The organism is Pseudomonas sp. IT-P294, assembly GCF_949767865.1.
GTDB lineage: Bacteria > Pseudomonadota > Gammaproteobacteria > Pseudomonadales > Pseudomonadaceae > Aquipseudomonas.
Genome location: NZ_CATKQW010000022.1, coordinates 673146 through 689909 on the forward strand (window position 1 = coordinate 673146; position 16764 = coordinate 689909).

The 16764-nt window shown below is 59.6% G+C and carries 14 protein-coding genes and 1 pseudogene; 10 read left to right on the forward strand and 5 right to left on the reverse strand.

The window, feature by feature from the left end; all coding sequences use genetic code 11:
• Positions 1 to 93 precede the first annotated feature (93 nt).
• Positions 94 to 1053 (forward strand): GlxA family transcriptional regulator, encoded by a 960-nt coding sequence (locus ACM6I0_RS18240; RefSeq protein WP_414922945.1) that lies wholly within the window; start codon positions 94 to 96, stop codon positions 1051 to 1053.
• A 137-nt stretch (positions 1054 to 1190) separates the two neighbouring features.
• On the opposite strand, the gene ACM6I0_RS18245 is transcribed toward ACM6I0_RS18240, so the two are convergent.
• From ACM6I0_RS18245 to ACM6I0_RS18255, 3 genes and pseudogenes are all read right to left on the reverse strand, one after another.
• Positions 1191 to 1607, reverse strand: coding sequence for a DUF3010 family protein (locus tag ACM6I0_RS18245; RefSeq protein WP_222588772.1), 417 nt, complete (start codon positions 1605 to 1607; stop codon positions 1191 to 1193).
• A 32-nt stretch (positions 1608 to 1639) separates the two neighbouring features.
• Positions 1640 to 1870 (reverse strand): annotated as a pseudogene (locus ACM6I0_RS18250) (helix-turn-helix domain-containing protein); the annotation flags it as partial.
• 10 nt (positions 1871 to 1880) lie between these two features.
• A complete protein-coding gene (locus ACM6I0_RS18255) occupies positions 1881 to 2282 on the reverse strand; it encodes a lysozyme inhibitor LprI family protein (protein WP_414922946.1) in 402 nt (133 codons plus the stop codon).
• Between the two features lie 235 nt (positions 2283 to 2517).
• On the opposite strand from ACM6I0_RS18255, the gene ACM6I0_RS18260 reads away from it, so the two are divergent.
• The 8 genes from ACM6I0_RS18260 (at position 2518) to ACM6I0_RS18295 (ending at position 12153) form a co-directional block, all read left to right on the forward strand.
• Positions 2518 to 3495: a dipeptidase gene (locus ACM6I0_RS18260; protein ID WP_414922947.1), complete on the forward strand. Its 978-nt coding sequence runs from the start codon at positions 2518 to 2520 to the stop codon at positions 3493 to 3495.
• 81 nt (positions 3496 to 3576) lie between these two features.
• Positions 3577 to 4107 (forward strand): DUF5943 domain-containing protein, encoded by a 531-nt coding sequence (locus tag ACM6I0_RS18265; protein WP_008033249.1) that lies wholly within the window; start codon positions 3577 to 3579, stop codon positions 4105 to 4107.
• A gap of 15 nt (positions 4108 to 4122) precedes the next feature.
• Entirely contained in the window at positions 4123 to 6183 is a 2061-nt protein-coding gene (gene dgcA, locus ACM6I0_RS18270) for a dimethylglycine demethylation protein DgcA (RefSeq protein ID WP_285432719.1), read from the forward strand.
• A 147-nt stretch (positions 6184 to 6330) separates the two neighbouring features.
• Positions 6331 to 8280, forward strand: a complete 1950-nt coding sequence (gene dgcB, locus ACM6I0_RS18275) for a dimethylglycine demethylation protein DgcB (RefSeq protein ID WP_285432718.1) — start codon at positions 6331 to 6333, stop codon at positions 8278 to 8280.
• Positions 8280 to 9500: an electron transfer flavoprotein subunit alpha/FixB family protein gene (locus tag ACM6I0_RS18280; protein WP_414922948.1), complete on the forward strand. Its 1221-nt coding sequence runs from the start codon at positions 8280 to 8282 to the stop codon at positions 9498 to 9500. Before dgcB ends, ACM6I0_RS18280 begins: the two co-directional genes overlap by 1 nt.
• A gap of 15 nt (positions 9501 to 9515) precedes the next feature.
• Entirely contained in the window at positions 9516 to 10286 is a 771-nt protein-coding gene (locus tag ACM6I0_RS18285) for an electron transfer flavoprotein subunit beta (RefSeq protein ID WP_414922949.1), read from the forward strand.
• 21 nt (positions 10287 to 10307) lie between these two features.
• Positions 10308 to 10874 carry a GNAT family N-acetyltransferase gene (locus tag ACM6I0_RS18290; RefSeq protein WP_414922950.1) on the forward strand — a complete coding sequence of 189 codons (567 nt, stop codon included), beginning with the start codon at positions 10308 to 10310 and terminating at the stop codon, positions 10872 to 10874.
• Between the two features lie 79 nt (positions 10875 to 10953).
• A complete protein-coding gene (locus ACM6I0_RS18295; RefSeq protein WP_414922951.1) occupies positions 10954 to 12153 on the forward strand; it encodes a retropepsin-like aspartic protease in 1200 nt (399 codons plus the stop codon).
• Positions 12154 to 12942: 789 nt separating this feature from the next.
• On the opposite strand, the gene gbcA is transcribed toward ACM6I0_RS18295, so the two are convergent.
• Positions 12943 to 14238, reverse strand: a complete 1296-nt coding sequence (gene gbcA, locus ACM6I0_RS18300; RefSeq protein ID WP_414922952.1) for a glycine-betaine demethylase subunit GbcA — start codon at positions 14236 to 14238, stop codon at positions 12943 to 12945.
• Between the two features lie 282 nt (positions 14239 to 14520).
• Between gbcA and gbcB the strand changes: the two genes are divergently transcribed.
• Positions 14521 to 15621 carry a glycine-betaine demethylase subunit GbcB gene (gene gbcB, locus ACM6I0_RS18305; protein WP_414922953.1) on the forward strand — a complete coding sequence of 367 codons (1101 nt, stop codon included), beginning with the start codon at positions 14521 to 14523 and terminating at the stop codon, positions 15619 to 15621.
• 121 nt (positions 15622 to 15742) lie between these two features.
• Here the strand turns inward: gbcB and ACM6I0_RS18310 are convergent, their stop codons facing one another.
• Positions 15743 to 16567, reverse strand: coding sequence for an SDR family oxidoreductase (locus ACM6I0_RS18310; protein WP_414922954.1), 825 nt, complete (start codon positions 16565 to 16567; stop codon positions 15743 to 15745).
• Between the last annotated feature and the right edge of the window lie 197 nt (positions 16568 to 16764).

Genomic DNA, 16764 nt, shown 5'->3' on the forward strand with positions numbered 1-16764 from the left:
CGGCGACCTGTGCTCTTGATTGCCTTCGACAAGTGGCGTATCAACGTCCACACGCTCCCCGCCCTCTCGTTACCTGCCAGTCGAGTGCGCTCCATGTCCCAGGATTTCTACTTCATGTTGATGCCGGGTTTCTCGGCCATCGGTTTTATCTCGGCGATTGAGCCGCTGCGGGTTGCCAATCGCTTTCGTGGCGAGCTGTACCGCTGGCATGTGCTCAGCGCGGACGGTGGGGCGGTACTGGCCAGCAACGGCATGTCGGTCAACGCCGATGCGGCGCTCGAGCCGCTGAAGAAAGGTGCGACGCTCCTGGTGGTCGCCGGTTTCGAACCCTTGAAGTTCGCCAGCCCGGCGCTGGAGCACTGGTTGCGTCGGCTGGACAACGAAGGCGTGACGCTCGGCGCCATCGACACCGGCAGTTTCATCCTCGCCGAAGCGGGCCTGCTTGATGGCCATCGCCTGACCCTGCACTGGGAAGCCATCGACGCCTTCAAGGAATCCTATCCACAGCTCAGCGTCACCCAGGAGCTGTTCGAGATCGACCGCCGGCGCATCACCTCGGCGGGCGGCACCGCGTCCATCGACCTGATGCTCGACCTCATCGCCCAAGCCCACGGCCCGCAACTGGCGATCCAGGTCAGCGAACAATTCGTACTCGGACGTATCCGCCCGCGCAAAGACCACCAGCGCATGGAAGTCGCCACGCGCTACGGCATCAGCAACAAGAAACTGGTGCATGTGATTGGCGAGATGGAGCAGCACAGCGAGCCGCCGCTGAGCACGTTGGAGCTGGCCGAATCGATCAAGGTGACGCGTCGGCAACTGGAGCGCCTGTTTCGGCTGCACTTGAACGACACGCCGAGCAATTTCTACTTGCGGTTGAGGCTGGAGAAAGCTCAGCAGTTGTTGCGCCAGACCGACATGAGCGTGCTGGAAGTGAGTATTGCGTGCGGGTTTGAATCGCCGTCGTATTTCACCCGCAGTTATCGGGCGAAGTTTGCGCGGTGTCCACGTGAGGATCGCCGACGCTTGGGCGACGGGCGGGAGTTGGTCTGAACACCAGTTTCCACAACACAAAAAAACCTGTGGGAGCGAGCCTGCTCGCGATGGCGGTCTGTCATACAAGTTGATGTCGACTGATCCACCGCTATCGCGAGCAGGCTCGCTCCCACAGTTTTGATCTGCTTTGTGCGTTACTTCTTCATTAAGGCCGAGCAAGCGGCTTTGTAAGCCTCATGCTGATACTTGTTCAGCGTCGCCGGCAGTTCGAAGTTGTGTTTTTTCGCCTGCGCATTGATCGTCTGCGGCGACAGCAGCGTCACCTCGCAACTCTCCAGCAACTGGAAAATGCCCTCGATCTTGAACGTGGTCGGCCCACCGGCGAACTCGCCTTTCTTGCTGCGCTTCTTGATCGCGATCCGATCAATGGAATTCTCACGCACAAAGGACGCTACCTGAGCGGCAAACACTTTCACGTTGGCGGCTTCGTCGTCATCGTCGAGAGCGATTTTCTTGGTAGCCAGAGCGACGTGGCTCAGTGCCTGACCGTCGAGGGAGGCTACGGCGATGATCGCTTCGCTGCCTTTGATTTCGATGCCGCAGATTTTCATTTCAATCCCTTTCACAAATGGTTGTGTGCAGCCTACAGCTCAAGTTGATTAGCCGTGATGCCAAACGCCGCGGCAATTTTCTCGCGGGTGGCCTTGCGAGGCTTCGCAACCGTCTCTTGCTGGGCGAAGGCCGGTTGGGAAATACCCATGCGTTTGGCAACTTCGTCCTGTGTAAGGTTCAGGTGTTCGCGCCAAGCCCTGACAGGTAACGCACCATCAACGATAAGGCTGACTACTTCGTGTGGGATCAAGTGATTCTCCATGTTTATGCTATTACTCCTGCCCAATCGACTCCAAAAACTCCGACCGCTCGTCACTCATCCGCGCCACGCAATCATTTTGCGCGATGGTGAACGCCTTGCTACCGCTGGTCGCCGGGAATGCTTCCACTGCGCAGTCTGCGTCTCGGGTCTTGAGCCATTGCTGTTGGGCGGTCTTGAGCTTGGCGGTGATGTCGGCCAGTTGCGCCGGGTTCTTGCTGTAGGCCGTTTGCATGCGCTCGTTCAGGCTTTTGTAGTTGTCTTTCAGCAGGTCTTCGGCGGTGGTTCTGCTGTAGGCCGAGCATTCCAGGGTCTGGACGTCGTTTTCGACCGCATCGCACGGGTTAGTGTCGGACTCTTCAGCCGCCTGTACGCCGGTCGCTATCAGTGCCAAAGCCAGGAAGATCGATTTCATTGCGCCGCCGCCCCTTTTTCCAATGCATATTCAGTGATGCGGCGAATTCTGGCCCATGCGCAGGCCCTTGAACAGGTGCGTGATCACGCCCCGCGACGACCCTTTGTCGCGGATTGACGCTTTCGGCAAACCCCCTGTCGTTTTTGCACCCGGCTGCCCCGTCCCTCAGGCATATGCTGGCCCCAAAGCGCCGGCACACGATTCGGCGCATGAATCGCTAATAGGGGACTGCCTGATGAGCCCAGCCGAATTACACGCCGACAGCATCGTTATCGACGGTCTGATTATTGCCAAGTGGAACCGCGAGCTGTTCGAAGACATGCGCAAGGGCGGTCTGACTGCGGCCAACTGCACCGTGTCGGTGTGGGAGGGCTTCCAGGCCACCGTCAACAATATCGCCGCCAGCCAGAAACTGATCCGCGAGAACAGCGACCTGGTGATTCCGGTGCGCACCACCGCCGATATCCGTAAGGCCAAGGAGCTGGGCAAGACCGGCATTCTGTTCGGCTTCCAGAATGCTCACGCGTTTGAAGACCAGATCGGCTACGTCGAGGTGTTCAAGCAGCTGGGCGTCGGTATCGTGCAGATGTGCTACAACACCCAGAACCTGGTCGGCACCGGCTGCTACGAGCGCGATGGAGGCCTGTCGGGCTTCGGTCGCGAGATCGTTGCCGAGATGAACCGCGTCGGCGTCATGTGCGACCTGTCCCACGTGGGTTCGAAAACTTCCGAAGAAGTCATCCTCGAATCCAAGAAGCCGGTGTGCTACTCCCACTGCCTGCCGTCGGGTCTGAAAATCCACCCACGCAACAAATCCGATGAAGAACTGAAGTTCATCGCCGACCACGGCGGTTTCGTCGGTGTGACCATGTTTGCGCCATTCCTGGCCAAAGGCATCGATTCGACCATCGACGACTACGCCGAAGCGATCGAATACACCATGAACATCGTCGGCGAAGACGCCATCGGCATCGGCACCGACTTCACCCAGGGCCATGGCCAGGACTTCTTCGAATACCTGACCCACGACAAGGGCTACGCCCGCCGCCTGACCAGTTTCGGCAAGATCATCAACCCGCTGGGCATTCGCACTGTCGGCGAGTTCCCGAACCTGACCGAAACCCTGCTCAAGCGCGGCCATTCCGAGCGCGTGGTGCGCAAGATCATGGGCGAGAACTGGGTCAACGTTTTGAAAGACGTTTGGGGCGAATAAGCCACCGCCCCCCCTCTGAATCCTTTCCCCCGGCCGTCCGCGCCGGGGGCAACACCAAAATTTTTCTGGAGTTAAGTTTCCATGGCCAAGATCGCCCCGCAATTGCCAATCGAAGTCGACAGCGAAACCGGTGTCTGGACCTCCGACGCCCTGCCAATGCTGTACGTACCGCGTCACTTCTTCGTCAACAACCACATGGGCATCGAGGAAGTGCTGGGCGCCGACGCCTACGCCGAAATCCTCTACAAGGCCGGCTACAAGTCCGCCTGGCACTGGTGTGAAAAAGAAGCTGAATGCCACGGCCTGGAAGGCGTCGCGGTGTTCGAACACTACATGAAGCGCCTGTCGCAACGCGGTTGGGGCCTGTTCAAGATCCAGGACATCGATCTCGACAAAGGCACCGCCAGCGTCAAGCTCGAACACTCGGCATTTGTCTATGTGTACGGCAAGGTCGGGCGCAAGGTCGACTACATGTTCACTGGCTGGTTTGCCGGTGCCATGGACCAGATCCTGCAAGCCCGCGGCAGCAAGATCCGCACCGTTGCCGAACAGGTTTACGGTGGTTCAGAAGAAGGCCACGACGACGGCCTGTTCACCGTCAAGCCGTTGTAAGTCGAGGAACCCGCCATGGCTTTCGAAGCAATGTTTCAGCCGATCCAGATCGGTAAACTGACCATCCGCAACCGCGTGCTCAGCACCGCGCACGCCGAGGTTTATGCCACCGACGGCGGCATGACCACCGACCGGTACGTCAAGTATTACGAAGAGAAAGCCAAGGGCGGGATCGGCCTGGCGATTTGCGGCGGTTCTTCCAGTGTGGCCATCGACAGCCCGCAAGGCTGGTGGAAGTCGGTCAACCTGGCTGACGACCGGATCATCCCGCACTTCCAGAACCTGGCCGATGCCATGCACAAGCATGGCGCCAAGATCATGATCCAGATTACCCACATGGGCCGACGCTCGCGTTGGGATGGCGAGCATTGGCCGACCCTGCTGTCGCCGTCGGGTATCCGTGAACCGGTGCACCGTGCGACCTGCAAAACCATCGAACCGGAAGAAATCTGGCGGGTGATCGGCAACTACGCCAGCGCTGCGGCGCGGGCCAAGGCCGGTGGCCTGGACGGCGTCGAACTGTCCGCTGTGCACCAGCACATGATCGACCAGTTCTGGAGCCCACGAGTCAACAAGCGTACCGACGAATGGGGCGGCAGCTTCGAGAACCGCATGCGTTTCGGCCTGGAAGTGCTCAAGGCTGTGCGGGCTGAAGTCGGCCCGGATTTCTGTGTCGGCATCCGTCTGTGCGGTGATGAATTCCACCCGGACGGCTTGTCCCACGAAGACATGAAGCAGATCGCCAAGTACTACGATGACACCGGCATGATCGACTTCATCGGCGTGGTGGGTTCGGGTTGCGACACCCACAACACCCTGGCCAACGTTATTCCGAACATGAGTTATCCACCGGAGCCATTCCTGCACTTGGCCGCCGGTATCAAAGAAGTGGTCAAGGCCCCGGTACTGCACGCGCAGAACATCAAGGACCCGAACCAGGCGACCCGTATTCTGGAAGGCGGTTACGTGGACATGGTCGGCATGACCCGCGCCCACATCGCCGACCCGCACCTGATCGCCAAGATCAAGATGGGTCAAGTCGACCAGATCAAACAATGTGTCGGCGCCAACTACTGCATCGACCGTCAATACCAAGGTCTGGACGTGTTGTGCATCCAGAACGCTGCGACCTCCCGTGAATACATGGGCGTGCCGCACATCATCGAGAAATCGACCGGTGTGAAGCGCAAAGTGGTGGTAGTCGGTGCCGGCCCTGCCGGGATGGAAGCGGCGCGTGTGTCGGCCGAACGTGGCCACGACGTGACCCTGTTCGAGAAGAAAGAATTCATCGGCGGGCAGATCACCACCGCCTCGAAAGCCCCGCAACGGGACCAGATCGCCGGTATCACTCGCTGGTTCCAGCTGGAACTGGCGCGTTTGAAAGTCGACCTGCGCCTGGGCGTGGCCGCCGATGCGGCGACCATTCTCGACCTGCGTCCAGATGTAGTGGTGCTCGCCGTCGGCGGCCATCCATTCCTTGAGCAGAACGAGCATTGGGGCGCGGCCGAAGGCCTGGTGGTCAGCAGCTGGGACATCCTCGATGGCAAGGTTGCACCGGGCAAGAATGTGCTGGTCTACGACACCATTTGCGAGTTCACCGGGATGTCGGCCGCCGACTTCCTCGCCGACAAGGGCAGCCAGGTCGAGATCGTCACTGACGACATCAAGCCGGGCGTAGCGATTGGCGGCACCTCGTTCCCGACTTACTACCGCAGCATGTACCCCAAAGAAGTGATCATGACCGGGGACATGATGCTGGAGAAGGTCTACCGCGAAGGCGACAAGCTGGTGGCGGTACTGGAAAACGAATACACCGGCGCCAAAGAGGAGCGGGTGGTGGACCAGGTCGTCGTTGAAAACGGCGTGCGCCCGGACGAAGAAATCTACTACGCGCTGAAGGAAGGCTCGCGCAACAAAGGCCAGATGGACATCGAGGCCCTGTTCGCGATCAAGCCACAACCTTCGCTGAGCCAGGCGGGCGACGGCTACTTGCTGTTCCGCATCGGCGACTGCGTGGCGCAGCGCAACACACACGCGGCGATCTATGACGCGCTGCGGTTGTGCAAGGATTTCTAAGCAACGAACTGATCGTTCCCACGCTCTGCGTGGGAATGCCTCAATGGACGCTCTGCGTCCGCTCTTGGGACGCAGAGCGTCCCGGGCTGCATTCCCACGCAGAGCGTGGGAACGATCATTGACCCTGCGGTCTTTGGGAGCTCCACCATGTTGAACACCCTTCTTCCAATCCTGTTGTTCGCTGCCCTGGGCCTTGCGGTTCTGGGCGCGTTGCGGCGGGTGGCTATGTGGCGCCGAGGCCGGGCTTCGAAAGTCGACCTGATCGGCGGCCTGTTCGCCATGCCCAAGCGCTACATGGTCGACTTGCACCACGTCGTCGCGCGGGACAAATACATCGCCAACACCCACGTGGCCACGGCCGGTGGTGCGGTGGCGTCTATCGTGCTGGCGATTCTGGTGCACGGTTTCGGCCTGCATAACCGCATCCTCGGTTATGCCCTGTTGCTGATGACGGCCGTGATGTTCGTCGGCGCGATCTTCGTCTACCTGCGTCGACGCAACCCGCCGGCTCGCCTGTCCAAAGGCCCGTGGATGCGCTTGCCGAAAAGCCTGCTGGCGTTCTCGGTAAGCTTCTTCCTGTTGACCTTGCCGGTTGCCGGCATCCTCCCGGAAAACTTCGGCGGCTGGGTAGTGGCTGCGATTCTCGGCGTGGGCGTGCTGTGGGGCGTCTCGGAACTGTTCTTCGGCATGACCTGGGGCGGGCCGATGAAGCACGCCTTCGCCGGCGCCCTTCACCTGGCTTGGCACCGTCGCGCCGAACGCTTTGGCGGTGGTCGCTCCACCGGTTTGAAACCGTTGGACCTCAACGATCCGAACGCGCCGCTGGGCGTGGAAAAACCCAAGGATTTCACCTGGAACCAACTGCTCGGCTTCGACGCCTGCGTACAGTGCGGTAAGTGCGAGGCCGCGTGCCCGGCGTTCGCCGCCGGCCAGCCGCTGAACCCGAAAAAACTGATTCAGGACATGGTCGTCGGCCTGGCCGGTGGCACCGACGCCAAGTTCGCTGGCAGTCCGTATCCTGGCAAAGCGATTGGCGAGCACGCCGGCAATCCGCATCAACCGATCGTCAACGGTCTGGTGGACGCTGAAACCTTGTGGTCCTGCACCACTTGCCGTGCCTGCGTCGAGGAATGCCCGATGATGATCGAGCACGTCGATGCCATCGTCGACATGCGCCGCCATCTGACCCTGGAAAAAGGCGCGACGCCAAACAAAGGCGCCGAAGTCCTGGAAAACCTGATCGCCACCGACAACCCAGGCGGTTTCGCTCCGGGCGGCCGGATGAACTGGGCGGCGGACCTGAACCTCAATCTGATGAGCGAGAAGAAATCCGTCGACGTGCTGTTCTGGGTCGGCGACGGTGCGTTCGACATGCGCAACCAGCGCACCCTGCGTGCCTTCGTCAAAGTGCTGAAAGCGGCCAAGGTCGACTTCGCGGTGCTCGGGCTTGAAGAGCGCGACAGCGGTGATGTGGCCCGACGTCTGGGCGACGAAGCGACCTTCCAGCTGTTGGCCAAACGCAACATCCAGACCCTGGCGAAATACAACTTCAATCGCATTGTCACCTGCGACCCACACAGCTTCCACGTGCTGAAAAACGAATACGGCGCCTTCGACGGCAACTACCTCGTGCAGCACCACAGCACCTACATGGCCGAAATCATCGGCGCTGGCGCCCTGAACCTTGGCCAGCACAAAGGCAGCAGCGTCACCTATCACGACCCGTGCTACCTCGGCCGCTACAACGGCGAATACGAGGCGCCGCGTGAAGTGCTGCGCGCCCTCGGGATTGAAGTCAAAGAGATGGAACGCTCCGGTTTCCGTTCGCGCTGCTGCGGCGGTGGCGGCGGTGCGCCGATCACCGACATCCCGGGCAAGCAACGGATCCCCGACATGCGCATGGAAGACATCCGCGAAACCGGCGCCGAACTGGTGGCTGTGGGTTGCCCGCAGTGCACCGCGATGCTTGAAGGCGTGGTCGAGCCGCGTCCGCTGATCAAAGACATTGCTGAACTGGTCGCCGATGCGCTGCTCGAAGACGCAGCACCGGGAAAGCCTTCGGCACCGGCCAAACGTGAACCTGCGGAGGTGCATTGATGAGCGACATTATCCGCCGCGATCCTCGCGCTGAATGGATCGCCCGCAACCGTCTGCACCCGCTGCACGCGGCCATGCAACCGGCGCAACACAGCTGGATGGGGCCTAACGGCGTCATCCGCAAGAATCTTCACGGGATCGGGTTTATCGGCCCCAATGGGATCAAACGGATCGACCGCAGTGGCGCTCAGCAGGGCGGGGCGACTAAACGCTCGGCCGCGGTTGAAGTGCAATTGCCGCTGCATCAAGTGGCTGCACCGGCGTTTTACATCAGTGTGGTGCCGGACATGGTCGGCGGCCGTCTCAGCAGCCACGACCGCGACTTGCTCGGTCTGGCGCATCAGCTGGCTGGCAAGGATGGTGCGGTGTTGGCCGTGGTCTTCGGTGAACACAAAGAAAGTGCCTTTGCCACGGCTGGCGTCGATCGCTTGCTGGTGCTGGATGGTGACGAATTCAGCGGTTATGCACCGGAACAACGGGTCCAGGGCCTGCGGGCTGTGGATAACCAGTTCACCCCGCGTCACTGGTTGCTGCCGGACAGTCGCAGCGGTGGCGGTGAACTGGGCCGACGCTTTGCTGCCGCACTGGGCGAACGCCCGGCTACGCGGGTCTGGCAGGTCAAAGATCAGGAATGTATCGGTCGCGCTGGTGCCGGTTTGCAGGACCTTGCGCGCCCGGTGGCACGCTTGATTCTGGCTGCCGTCGAATGCGCCGAGCCGGTCAGCGAAACCCGTCACGAAGCCTTGCCGGTGGAGTTATCCACAGCCGTGGCACGCAGCCTGTCGCGCATCGAAGATTTGGGCGCTGTGGCGGTCGATCCGGCAGCGATTCCGATGGCCGAAGCCGAATTCATCTTCTCCGGTGGCAACGGGGTCAAGGACTGGGGACTTTTCCACAGGACTGCCCAAGCGTTGGGCGCCACCGAAGGCGCCTCCCGAGTGGCGGTGGACGATGGCTTCATGGCACGCGACCGTCAGGTCGGCGCGTCCGGCACCTGGGTTACCGCACGGGTCTACGTGGCGGTGGGGATTTCCGGGGCGATCCAGCACCTGCAAGGCATTGGTGCCTGCGACAAGGTGGTGGCGATCAACCTCGATCCTGGCTGCGACATGATCAAACGGGCCGACTTGTCGGTGATCGGCGAGAGCGCCGAGATTCTTCAAGCCTTGATCGATGCGGTTGAGAATTACCGCAACGAAGCCAAGCGCGATGCGGCTTAAGGAAAGGAAAGGGTTATGAGCACGAAAATCATCAGCCTGGTGTCCATCGGCGCCCACCCGACCTCCGGCCGGCCGCGCCGCGCCGAGCAGGACGCCCGCGCCGTGGAACTGGGCCTGCAACTGGCTGGGGATAACCTGCAAGTGCTGCATGCCGGCGACGTTGCCGAGCCTGCGTTGCGTGCGTATCTGGGCATGGGCCTGGAGCAGTTGCATGTGCTTGAACAACCTGCTGGCGCTGATGCGTTGCCGGCACTGACCGCGTATTTACGCGACGCCGGGGCGCAGGTGGTGCTGACCGGCAGCCAGGCAGAAACCGGTGAAGGCTCGGGCATGCTGCCGTTCCTGCTGGCGGAAAGCCTCGGCTGGCCGCTGGTGGTGGGGTTGGCGCAAGTGGAGTCCATCGACGGCAGTTCAGCCTTGGTGCTGCAAGCCTTGCCCCGTGGTCAGCGCCGTCGCTTGAAAGTGCGCCTGCCGTTTCTGGCCACGGTGGATAACGCCGCACCGAAGCCTCGGCAGAGCGCCTATGGTCCGGCCCGGCGTGGTGTGTTGCAGGCTGACGAAGTGGAAATCATCGACGATGAACTGCTCGCGGTCGCGACCCTGCAACCGGCCAAGCCACGGCCAAAACGCTTGAAGGTGATCAAGGCCAAGAGCGGCGCCGACCGGATGAAGGCGGCCACGGCCAAGGCCAGTGGCGGCGGCGGGCAAGTGCTCAAAGGGTTGAGTGCCGAGGCGGGGGCCGAGGCGATTCTCAAGTTGCTGATCGAAGAAGGCGTGGTTCGCTAGCGGTCTTGTGGGGGCAGGTAAATGGCAGTTGAGTTTCGTTCGGCGCGGCGCAGTGATGCGCGCGAGATTGCGCGTTTGTTCCAGATTTCATCAGAGGGCGCTGCGGATTACATCTGGAGCCAGATAGCAGAGCCCGGCCAGGATCTCCTCGACGTCGGTGCTCTGCGTTACGCCCGTGACGACGTGGACTTTTCTTATCAGAACTGCCTGATTGCCGAGGCCGGTGGGCAGGTCATCGGCATGATGCACAGCTACGTGATACGTCACGATCCGCTGGCTGCACCTGTCACCGATCCGGTCCTGGCGCCTTACGCCAAACTGGAAATCCCCGACACCCTCTACATTTCCAGCCTGGCGCTGCACGAGGGGTGGCGCAATCAGGGCCTGGGCAAGCAGTTTCTGGCTTACGCCTACGACCGTGCCAATCAGTTGGGGCTCAATGGCTTGAGCCTGATCGACTACGCCGCAAACACCGGCGCCCGACGCTTTTACGAGCGGCATGGCTTTCGTGTCGTTGATACCTGCCAGATCACACCGCATCCGATGATTCGGGTCACGGGCGAGGCCTATCTGATGTATCGGCCGTAGTGAGCTACATTTCACTATGAGCTGCCCGGGTTCGCAGCAGCGTTAATTCATAAAACTCGTTTTCAAGAATGGGTTGACGATGGCAGCGGTCGGTCGGCGTCAGACGGGTCGGATCAGCGGCATCTACCTAACGTCGTCTCTGCTGCTGTTTGCGTTTTGTCTGTGCACTGCGCCCTGTTCGAAGGCGCAGGCCGGCAAGGCAACGGCAGATTTCTATACCTGGCTAGCGTCTGAGCAGGGACAAAAAGCCTCCCTGGCGCAAATGCAGCAGCAATGCGACAACGTGTCGGACGCTGGAAAAAACCTCGATTGCTCAGTGTCGGTTTTCGCCCGGATGTTCGAGGCGAAAGCGGCAAACCAGATTCCCGACTACTACCTGGCGATCAAGCGGCGTCACGCCCAAGCCATCGCTAAAGATCCCGAGCTCAACGCCCTGTTTTCCATGTTCGGCAGCGAGTCCATCGCGGCGCTGCGCTCGGTCGGCGATTTTTCGGTGACCAGGTCCAGGTCTCGTGAAGAGCTGGCGATTCATCCTTATGCCCGTGATGGTGATGTGACCGAGGAAGTGTTTCCCTACATTGATGTCAGCGCGGCCAATGGCGCCTCGTCACGCTTCATTGTGGACACGGGAGCGCCGCAAACCCGCGTCAATATCGACACCGCGAAGCGTATGGGGATCACCTTGTTGAGTGACTCCCATTATGGCTACAGCACCTTTTACGGAGAGCACGGCCTGTCTGCCAAACTCGGGATCTTTAAGTCCTTGAAGATCGGCGGGAGTGAATTCAGGAACGTCCTGGTGTTCGTCAGCGACCGGGATAACTTATTAGGGCTCGATTTGATCGGTAAGCTGGGGCGCCTGAAGGTCACCAAAAAGACTTTGGTGCTCAATGCCGAGCCGCCAGAGCGCTGTGACTCGCACATTACGTATGCGCGTATGGATATCAACCTGCGGCTAACCATCGCGGCACGCCTGGATCGTCAGGCCATATCGGCAATTATTGACACCGGCAACGTTGATTACCTGACGTCGGCCGCACCGGGCAACCAGCCCATCAGCGTCGTCAATAACCCGCTCTATCAAACCTACAGGGGCGAATTGAGCCTTTCAGGGCACACCCGGCTGATCACTTACAAATACTACCCGGACTTCACGATTCCGCCGTCAATGCTGCGAGGCAAGTACGTGCCTTCGATTTTGTTCGGGTGGCGCTCATTCGACGACTATGAATTGAATCTGGATCTCGACGCGGATCGGTCATGTTTCAACAGGATCTGATCGCGCTTACCCACAATCCCTGTTAGCGCTTCTGTGGATAACATGTTCGTCCCTTGCTGCACCCCATATAAAACGGGCCCTGTAAGCCTTCGTACAAAAAACAACCAGCCTAACTTACGGTTTTTACAGGTTTTTTCCTGAGGATAAGTTTGCTCGCGTAACCATAGTTGCCCCCAATCTCTGTTGGCGCTTCTGTGGATAAGATGTTCGCTAACCGCTGCAGGCCTTACAAACCGGGGTTGTCAGGGTTCTGATTAAAAAACGATCAAATCATCGGTTTGCATCTGTAAATCTCACGCAAACCCCGATTTATCGCGGGTTTCAGCGGTTTTCCACAGCGTCGGCTAAGTTGCCCCCAAAGTCTGTTGGCGCTTCTGTGGATAAGGTGTTTGCCATCCTCTACAGGTCACGTAATACGTGCCTTTCAAGGTTCAGGTCAAAAAACAACCAATCGCCGGTCTAAACCCGGGTTCTGGATAAGTCACGGATTTTCTTTGGTTTCTGTGGAGAAAGTTTGCGCTAAAACCACACTTGTCCCCAATTGCTGTGGGTGGAGGTGTGGATAACTTGTTTGCGGAAGGCTGGGAGCCACGTGCGGTATAGGCCTGAACGGAATAGATCATATTTCGTACAGTTCTAAAGATAAGAGGGGATGTTTCGTAATAGAGGGGTGCCTTTGAGGGCGCCATCGCGGGCAAGCCCTCTCCCACATGGGATTGGTGGTGTTCACATAGGTTGTGAACGACATCAAACCCTGTGGGAGCGGGCTTGCCCGCGATGCTTTTGCTGTTAGCCCTGTACTGGAACGCCTTTGAGATACGGCGCAGGCTCAGCACCGAGGTTGTTCAGCAGGCGCTCGCTGTACCAGTCCACAAAGTTCACCACGCCAAATTCATAGGTCTTGGAGTAAGGCCCTGGCTGGTAAGCGGTGGAGTTGATGCCGCGCTGGTTCTCTTCGGCCAGGCGACGGTCCTCGTTGTTGGTTTCATCCCAAACCTTACGCATGCGTTCTACATCGTAATCCACGCCTTCGACCGCTTCCTTGTGCACGATCCACTTGGTGGTGACCATAGTTTCCTGTGCACTGATCGGCCACACGGTAAAGACGATGATGTGGTCGCCCATGCAATGGTTCCACGAGTGCGGCAGGTGCAGGATGCGCATCGAGCCCAGGTCAGGGTTCTGGATCCGGCCCATCAGTTTGTTGCAGGCTTGCTTGCCGTCCAGGGTCATCGACACGGTGCCCTTTAGCAGCGGCATGCGCACGATGCGGTTACGCAGGCCGAAACTGGCGTGAGCGTATGGAATTTTCTCGGCTTCCCAGGCAGCGGCAGAGGCGGCCACGTGGTCTTTGAACGCCTGGTCGGCGCGTGGGTCGGTAACGTCGTCCCACTCCAGCAGGGTTTTCAGCAGTGCCGGGTGCGACGCGTTGCAGTGGTAGCACTCGCGGTTGTTTTCCAGCACCAGTTTCCAGTTGGCTTTTTCGAACAAGGTGGTCTGGATGGCCACCTTGGTGTTTTCCATGTCGTACGGTTCCATGTAATGGCTCAGCGTCGACAGGAAGTCATCAATGGCGGGTGGGTTCTCCGACAGGCTGATGAAGATGTAGCCACCGGCAGTCTTGACGTTGACCGGTTTGAGGCCGTACTGCTTCATGTCGAAGTCGTCGCCCATTTCGGTGCCGGCGAACAGCAGGCGACCGTCCAGTTCGTAGGTCCACTGGTGATAGTGGCAAACCAGTTTGGCGACCTTGCCTTTTTCAGTGGTGCACAGCCGCGAACCGCGATGGCGGCAGACGTTGTGGAATGCGTGCACCACGCCGTCGGCGCCACGAATCACGATGATCGGGTTCTTGCCGACTTCCAGGGTCAGGAAGTTGCCCTTGGTCGGGATCTCGCAGGTCATGCCGGCGATCAACCACTCTTTCTGGAAGATTTCCTGCATGTCGATATCAAACAGCCGCTCGTCAGAGTAGAACGGTTGCGGCAGGGAAAAAGTACGCTCGCGCTCTTGCAGCATCTGCGCGGTGGCCTTGCGTGCGGGTTCCAGTGGATCGCCCAGGCTCAGGGTAGTGGTGACGTCCATCATTTAATCCTCAAGGCCATTCTGTGTGGCCGGCGAAAGTGGCTAATCAGGTTTGCTACGCAAGGTGTAAAGGTTGTGTCTTGGTATGGGGCGAGTGTGGGGCCGGCGCTGGGTAGAACCTTATCCACGAGCGACATGGCCCACTCTGTTCCCGACGCGCAACCCCCGGTAGTTGGGGGCTGGTCGCGATAAGTATGTGAATGTCGCAGATAGGTAAATGGGTGATCCGCGCTATACGCAGAATCGCCAACATAAGGCCGACCATCGGCGGTGGAGAACAGCATGTCCAACAGCTTCCTGAATCCGGTAACTACCCAGACCTGGGCCAATGGTCGCCACATTGTCCGTTGCGTCAAAGTCATCCAGGAAACCTGGGATGTGCGCACCTTCTGCTTTATGGCCGACCAGCCGATCCTGTTCTTCTTCAAGCCGGGGCAGTTTGTCACCCTGGAGCTGGAAATCGAAGGCGTGCCAATCATGCGCTCCTACACCATTTCCAGTTCGCCGTCGGTGCCTTACAGCTTTTCGGTAACGATCAAGCGCGTGCCGGGCGGCAAGGTCTCGAACTGGCTGCACGACACCCTGCATGAAGGCCAGGAGCTGGCCGTGCACGGACCGGTCGGGCTGTTCAACGCCATGGATTTCCCGGCGCCGAAAGTGCTCTACCTCAGCGGCGGCGTCGGTATTACGCCGTGCATGTCCATGGCGCGCTGGTTCTATGACACCAACGGCAACGTCGACATGGTGTTTATCCACAGCGCCCGTTCGCCCAAAGACATCATTTATCACCGCGAGCTGGAACACATGGCGTCGCGGATCGATAACTTCAGCCTGCACCTGATCTGCGAGAAGCATGGTCTGGGCGAGCCGTGGGCCGGTTATCGCGGTTACCTGAACCATAAAATGCTGGAACTGATGGCGCCGGACTTCATGGAGCGCGAAGTGTTCTGCTGCGGCCCCACGCCGTACATGAACGCGGTCAAGCGCATGCTCGAAGCGGCTGGCTTCGACATGAAGCGTTATCACGAGGAATCTTTCGGCGCGACGCCACCGGAAGCCCGCGCCGATGCGGTGGAGCAAGCCGAACAAGCGGCGGATGCACCGGAAGTCGATGCGGCCGATCTGCATCAGGTGGAATTCACCGCATCCGGCAAGAGCATTCGCGTGGCACCGGGGGAAACGGTTCACGCCGCTGCCGCCAAGTTGGGCCTGTTGATTCCGAAGGCCTGCGGGATGGGGATCTGCGGGACGTGCAAGGTGATGAAGCTGGGCGGCGAGGTCGAGATGGAACACAACGGCGGGATTACCGAGGAAGACGAAGCCGAAGGGTTCATCCTGTCGTGCTGCAGCGTGCCGAAGGGCGACGTGCGTATCGAGTTTTAAGCAACACCCTCTATCCTCCTGTGGGAGCGGGCTTGCTCGCGAAGGCGTCATTTCAGTCGACAAATATGTTGAATGAATAACCGCTTTCGCGAGCAAGCCCGCTCCCACAGAGGTGGTGTTTTCAGTCGACAAACAGGTCTGGCATCAGCGTGTCCGTCGAGTCCGGCTCAAACCGATACCCCTCAAACTCCGTCACTCCATGTTCCCGCAAAATCTCTTCATCAATCAGCAACCGCCCGGTAATGCTGCGATTGCTGCTGTCCAGAATGACGTGCGCCGCATCCGCCATGATCGCCGGCGTTCGCGCATGCTTGAAGGATTCGCGTGAGCCGAGCTGAAACTCAATGGCGGCGGTCGCAATCATCGTCTGCGGCCACAGCGAGTTGACGCTGATGCCGTAGTTCTTGAATTCCTCGCTCATGCCCAGCGTCAGCATGCTCATGCCATATTTGGTCACGGTGTAGGGGCTGTACTGCGCGAACCATTTGCTGGCCAGGTTCAAGGGTGGGGAAAGACTGAGGATGTGCCCGCTGCTCTTCTTCAAATAGGGCAGGGCGGCCTGGCTGCACAGCAACACGGCGCGCGTATTGATCTGGTGCATCAGGTCGAAACGCTTGAGTTCGATGTGTTGAACTCCGGTCAGCTTGATCGCGCCAGCGTTGTTGACCAGTGCATCAATTGCGCCGAAGTGCTCATTGGCCTGGGCCAGGGCCTCACGTACCGCGACTTCATCGCGTACATCCACTTGCAGGGCCAGCGCCTTGCCTCCGGCGGCTTCGACTTCCTTGGCCACACTGAAAATCGTGCCCTGCAATTTGGGGTGCGGTTCGGCGCTCTTGGCGGCAATCACAATGTTGGCCCCGTCCCGCGCGGCCCGCAGCGCAATCTCGCGACCAATCCCACGACTGGCGCCAGTAATGAACAGGGTTTTGCCTTGTAAGGACATGCGTGCGCTCCTGATTATTGTTATCTGAGCGGATCAAAACAGCTCGCAGTCAAATGTAGACCAACTCGCCGCAACTGATCGTTCCCACGCTCCGCGTGGGAATGCAGCCCGTGACGCTCTGCGTCACAACGGTGTCCCGCTCTGCGCAGGTGTTGAGGCAGGAACGCGGAGTGTCCCGAGAGGCATTCCCACGCAGA

What these genes read in the sequence shown, in the direction of transcription:
- ACM6I0_RS18265 (WP_008033249.1), top strand. Translation starts at nt 3,577, where the DNA reads ATGGCCAAGATCGCCCCGCAATTGCCAATCGAAGTCGACAGCGAAACC.
- ACM6I0_RS18245 (WP_222588772.1), bottom strand. Translation starts at nt 1,607, where the DNA reads ATGAAAATCTGCGGCATCGAAATCAAAGGCAGCGAAGCGATCATCGCC.
- ACM6I0_RS18290 (WP_414922950.1), top strand. Translation starts at nt 10,308, where the DNA reads ATGGCAGTTGAGTTTCGTTCGGCGCGGCGCAGTGATGCGCGCGAGATT.
- dgcA (WP_285432719.1), top strand. Translation starts at nt 4,123, where the DNA reads ATGGCTTTCGAAGCAATGTTTCAGCCGATCCAGATCGGTAAACTGACC.
- ACM6I0_RS18260 (WP_414922947.1), top strand. Translation starts at nt 2,518, where the DNA reads ATGAGCCCAGCCGAATTACACGCCGACAGCATCGTTATCGACGGTCTG.
- ACM6I0_RS18240 (WP_414922945.1), top strand. Translation starts at nt 94, where the DNA reads ATGTCCCAGGATTTCTACTTCATGTTGATGCCGGGTTTCTCGGCCATC.
- gbcB (WP_414922953.1), top strand. Translation starts at nt 14,521, where the DNA reads ATGTCCAACAGCTTCCTGAATCCGGTAACTACCCAGACCTGGGCCAAT.
- dgcB (WP_285432718.1), top strand. Translation starts at nt 6,331, where the DNA reads ATGTTGAACACCCTTCTTCCAATCCTGTTGTTCGCTGCCCTGGGCCTT.
- ACM6I0_RS18255 (WP_414922946.1), bottom strand. Translation starts at nt 2,282, where the DNA reads ATGAAATCGATCTTCCTGGCTTTGGCACTGATAGCGACCGGCGTACAG.
- ACM6I0_RS18285 (WP_414922949.1), top strand. Translation starts at nt 9,516, where the DNA reads ATGAGCACGAAAATCATCAGCCTGGTGTCCATCGGCGCCCACCCGACC.
- ACM6I0_RS18310 (WP_414922954.1), bottom strand. Translation starts at nt 16,567, where the DNA reads ATGTCCTTACAAGGCAAAACCCTGTTCATTACTGGCGCCAGTCGTGGG.
- gbcA (WP_414922952.1), bottom strand. Translation starts at nt 14,238, where the DNA reads ATGGACGTCACCACTACCCTGAGCCTGGGCGATCCACTGGAACCCGCA.
- ACM6I0_RS18295 (WP_414922951.1), top strand. Translation starts at nt 10,954, where the DNA reads ATGGCAGCGGTCGGTCGGCGTCAGACGGGTCGGATCAGCGGCATCTAC.
- ACM6I0_RS18280 (WP_414922948.1), top strand. Translation starts at nt 8,280, where the DNA reads ATGAGCGACATTATCCGCCGCGATCCTCGCGCTGAATGGATCGCCCGC.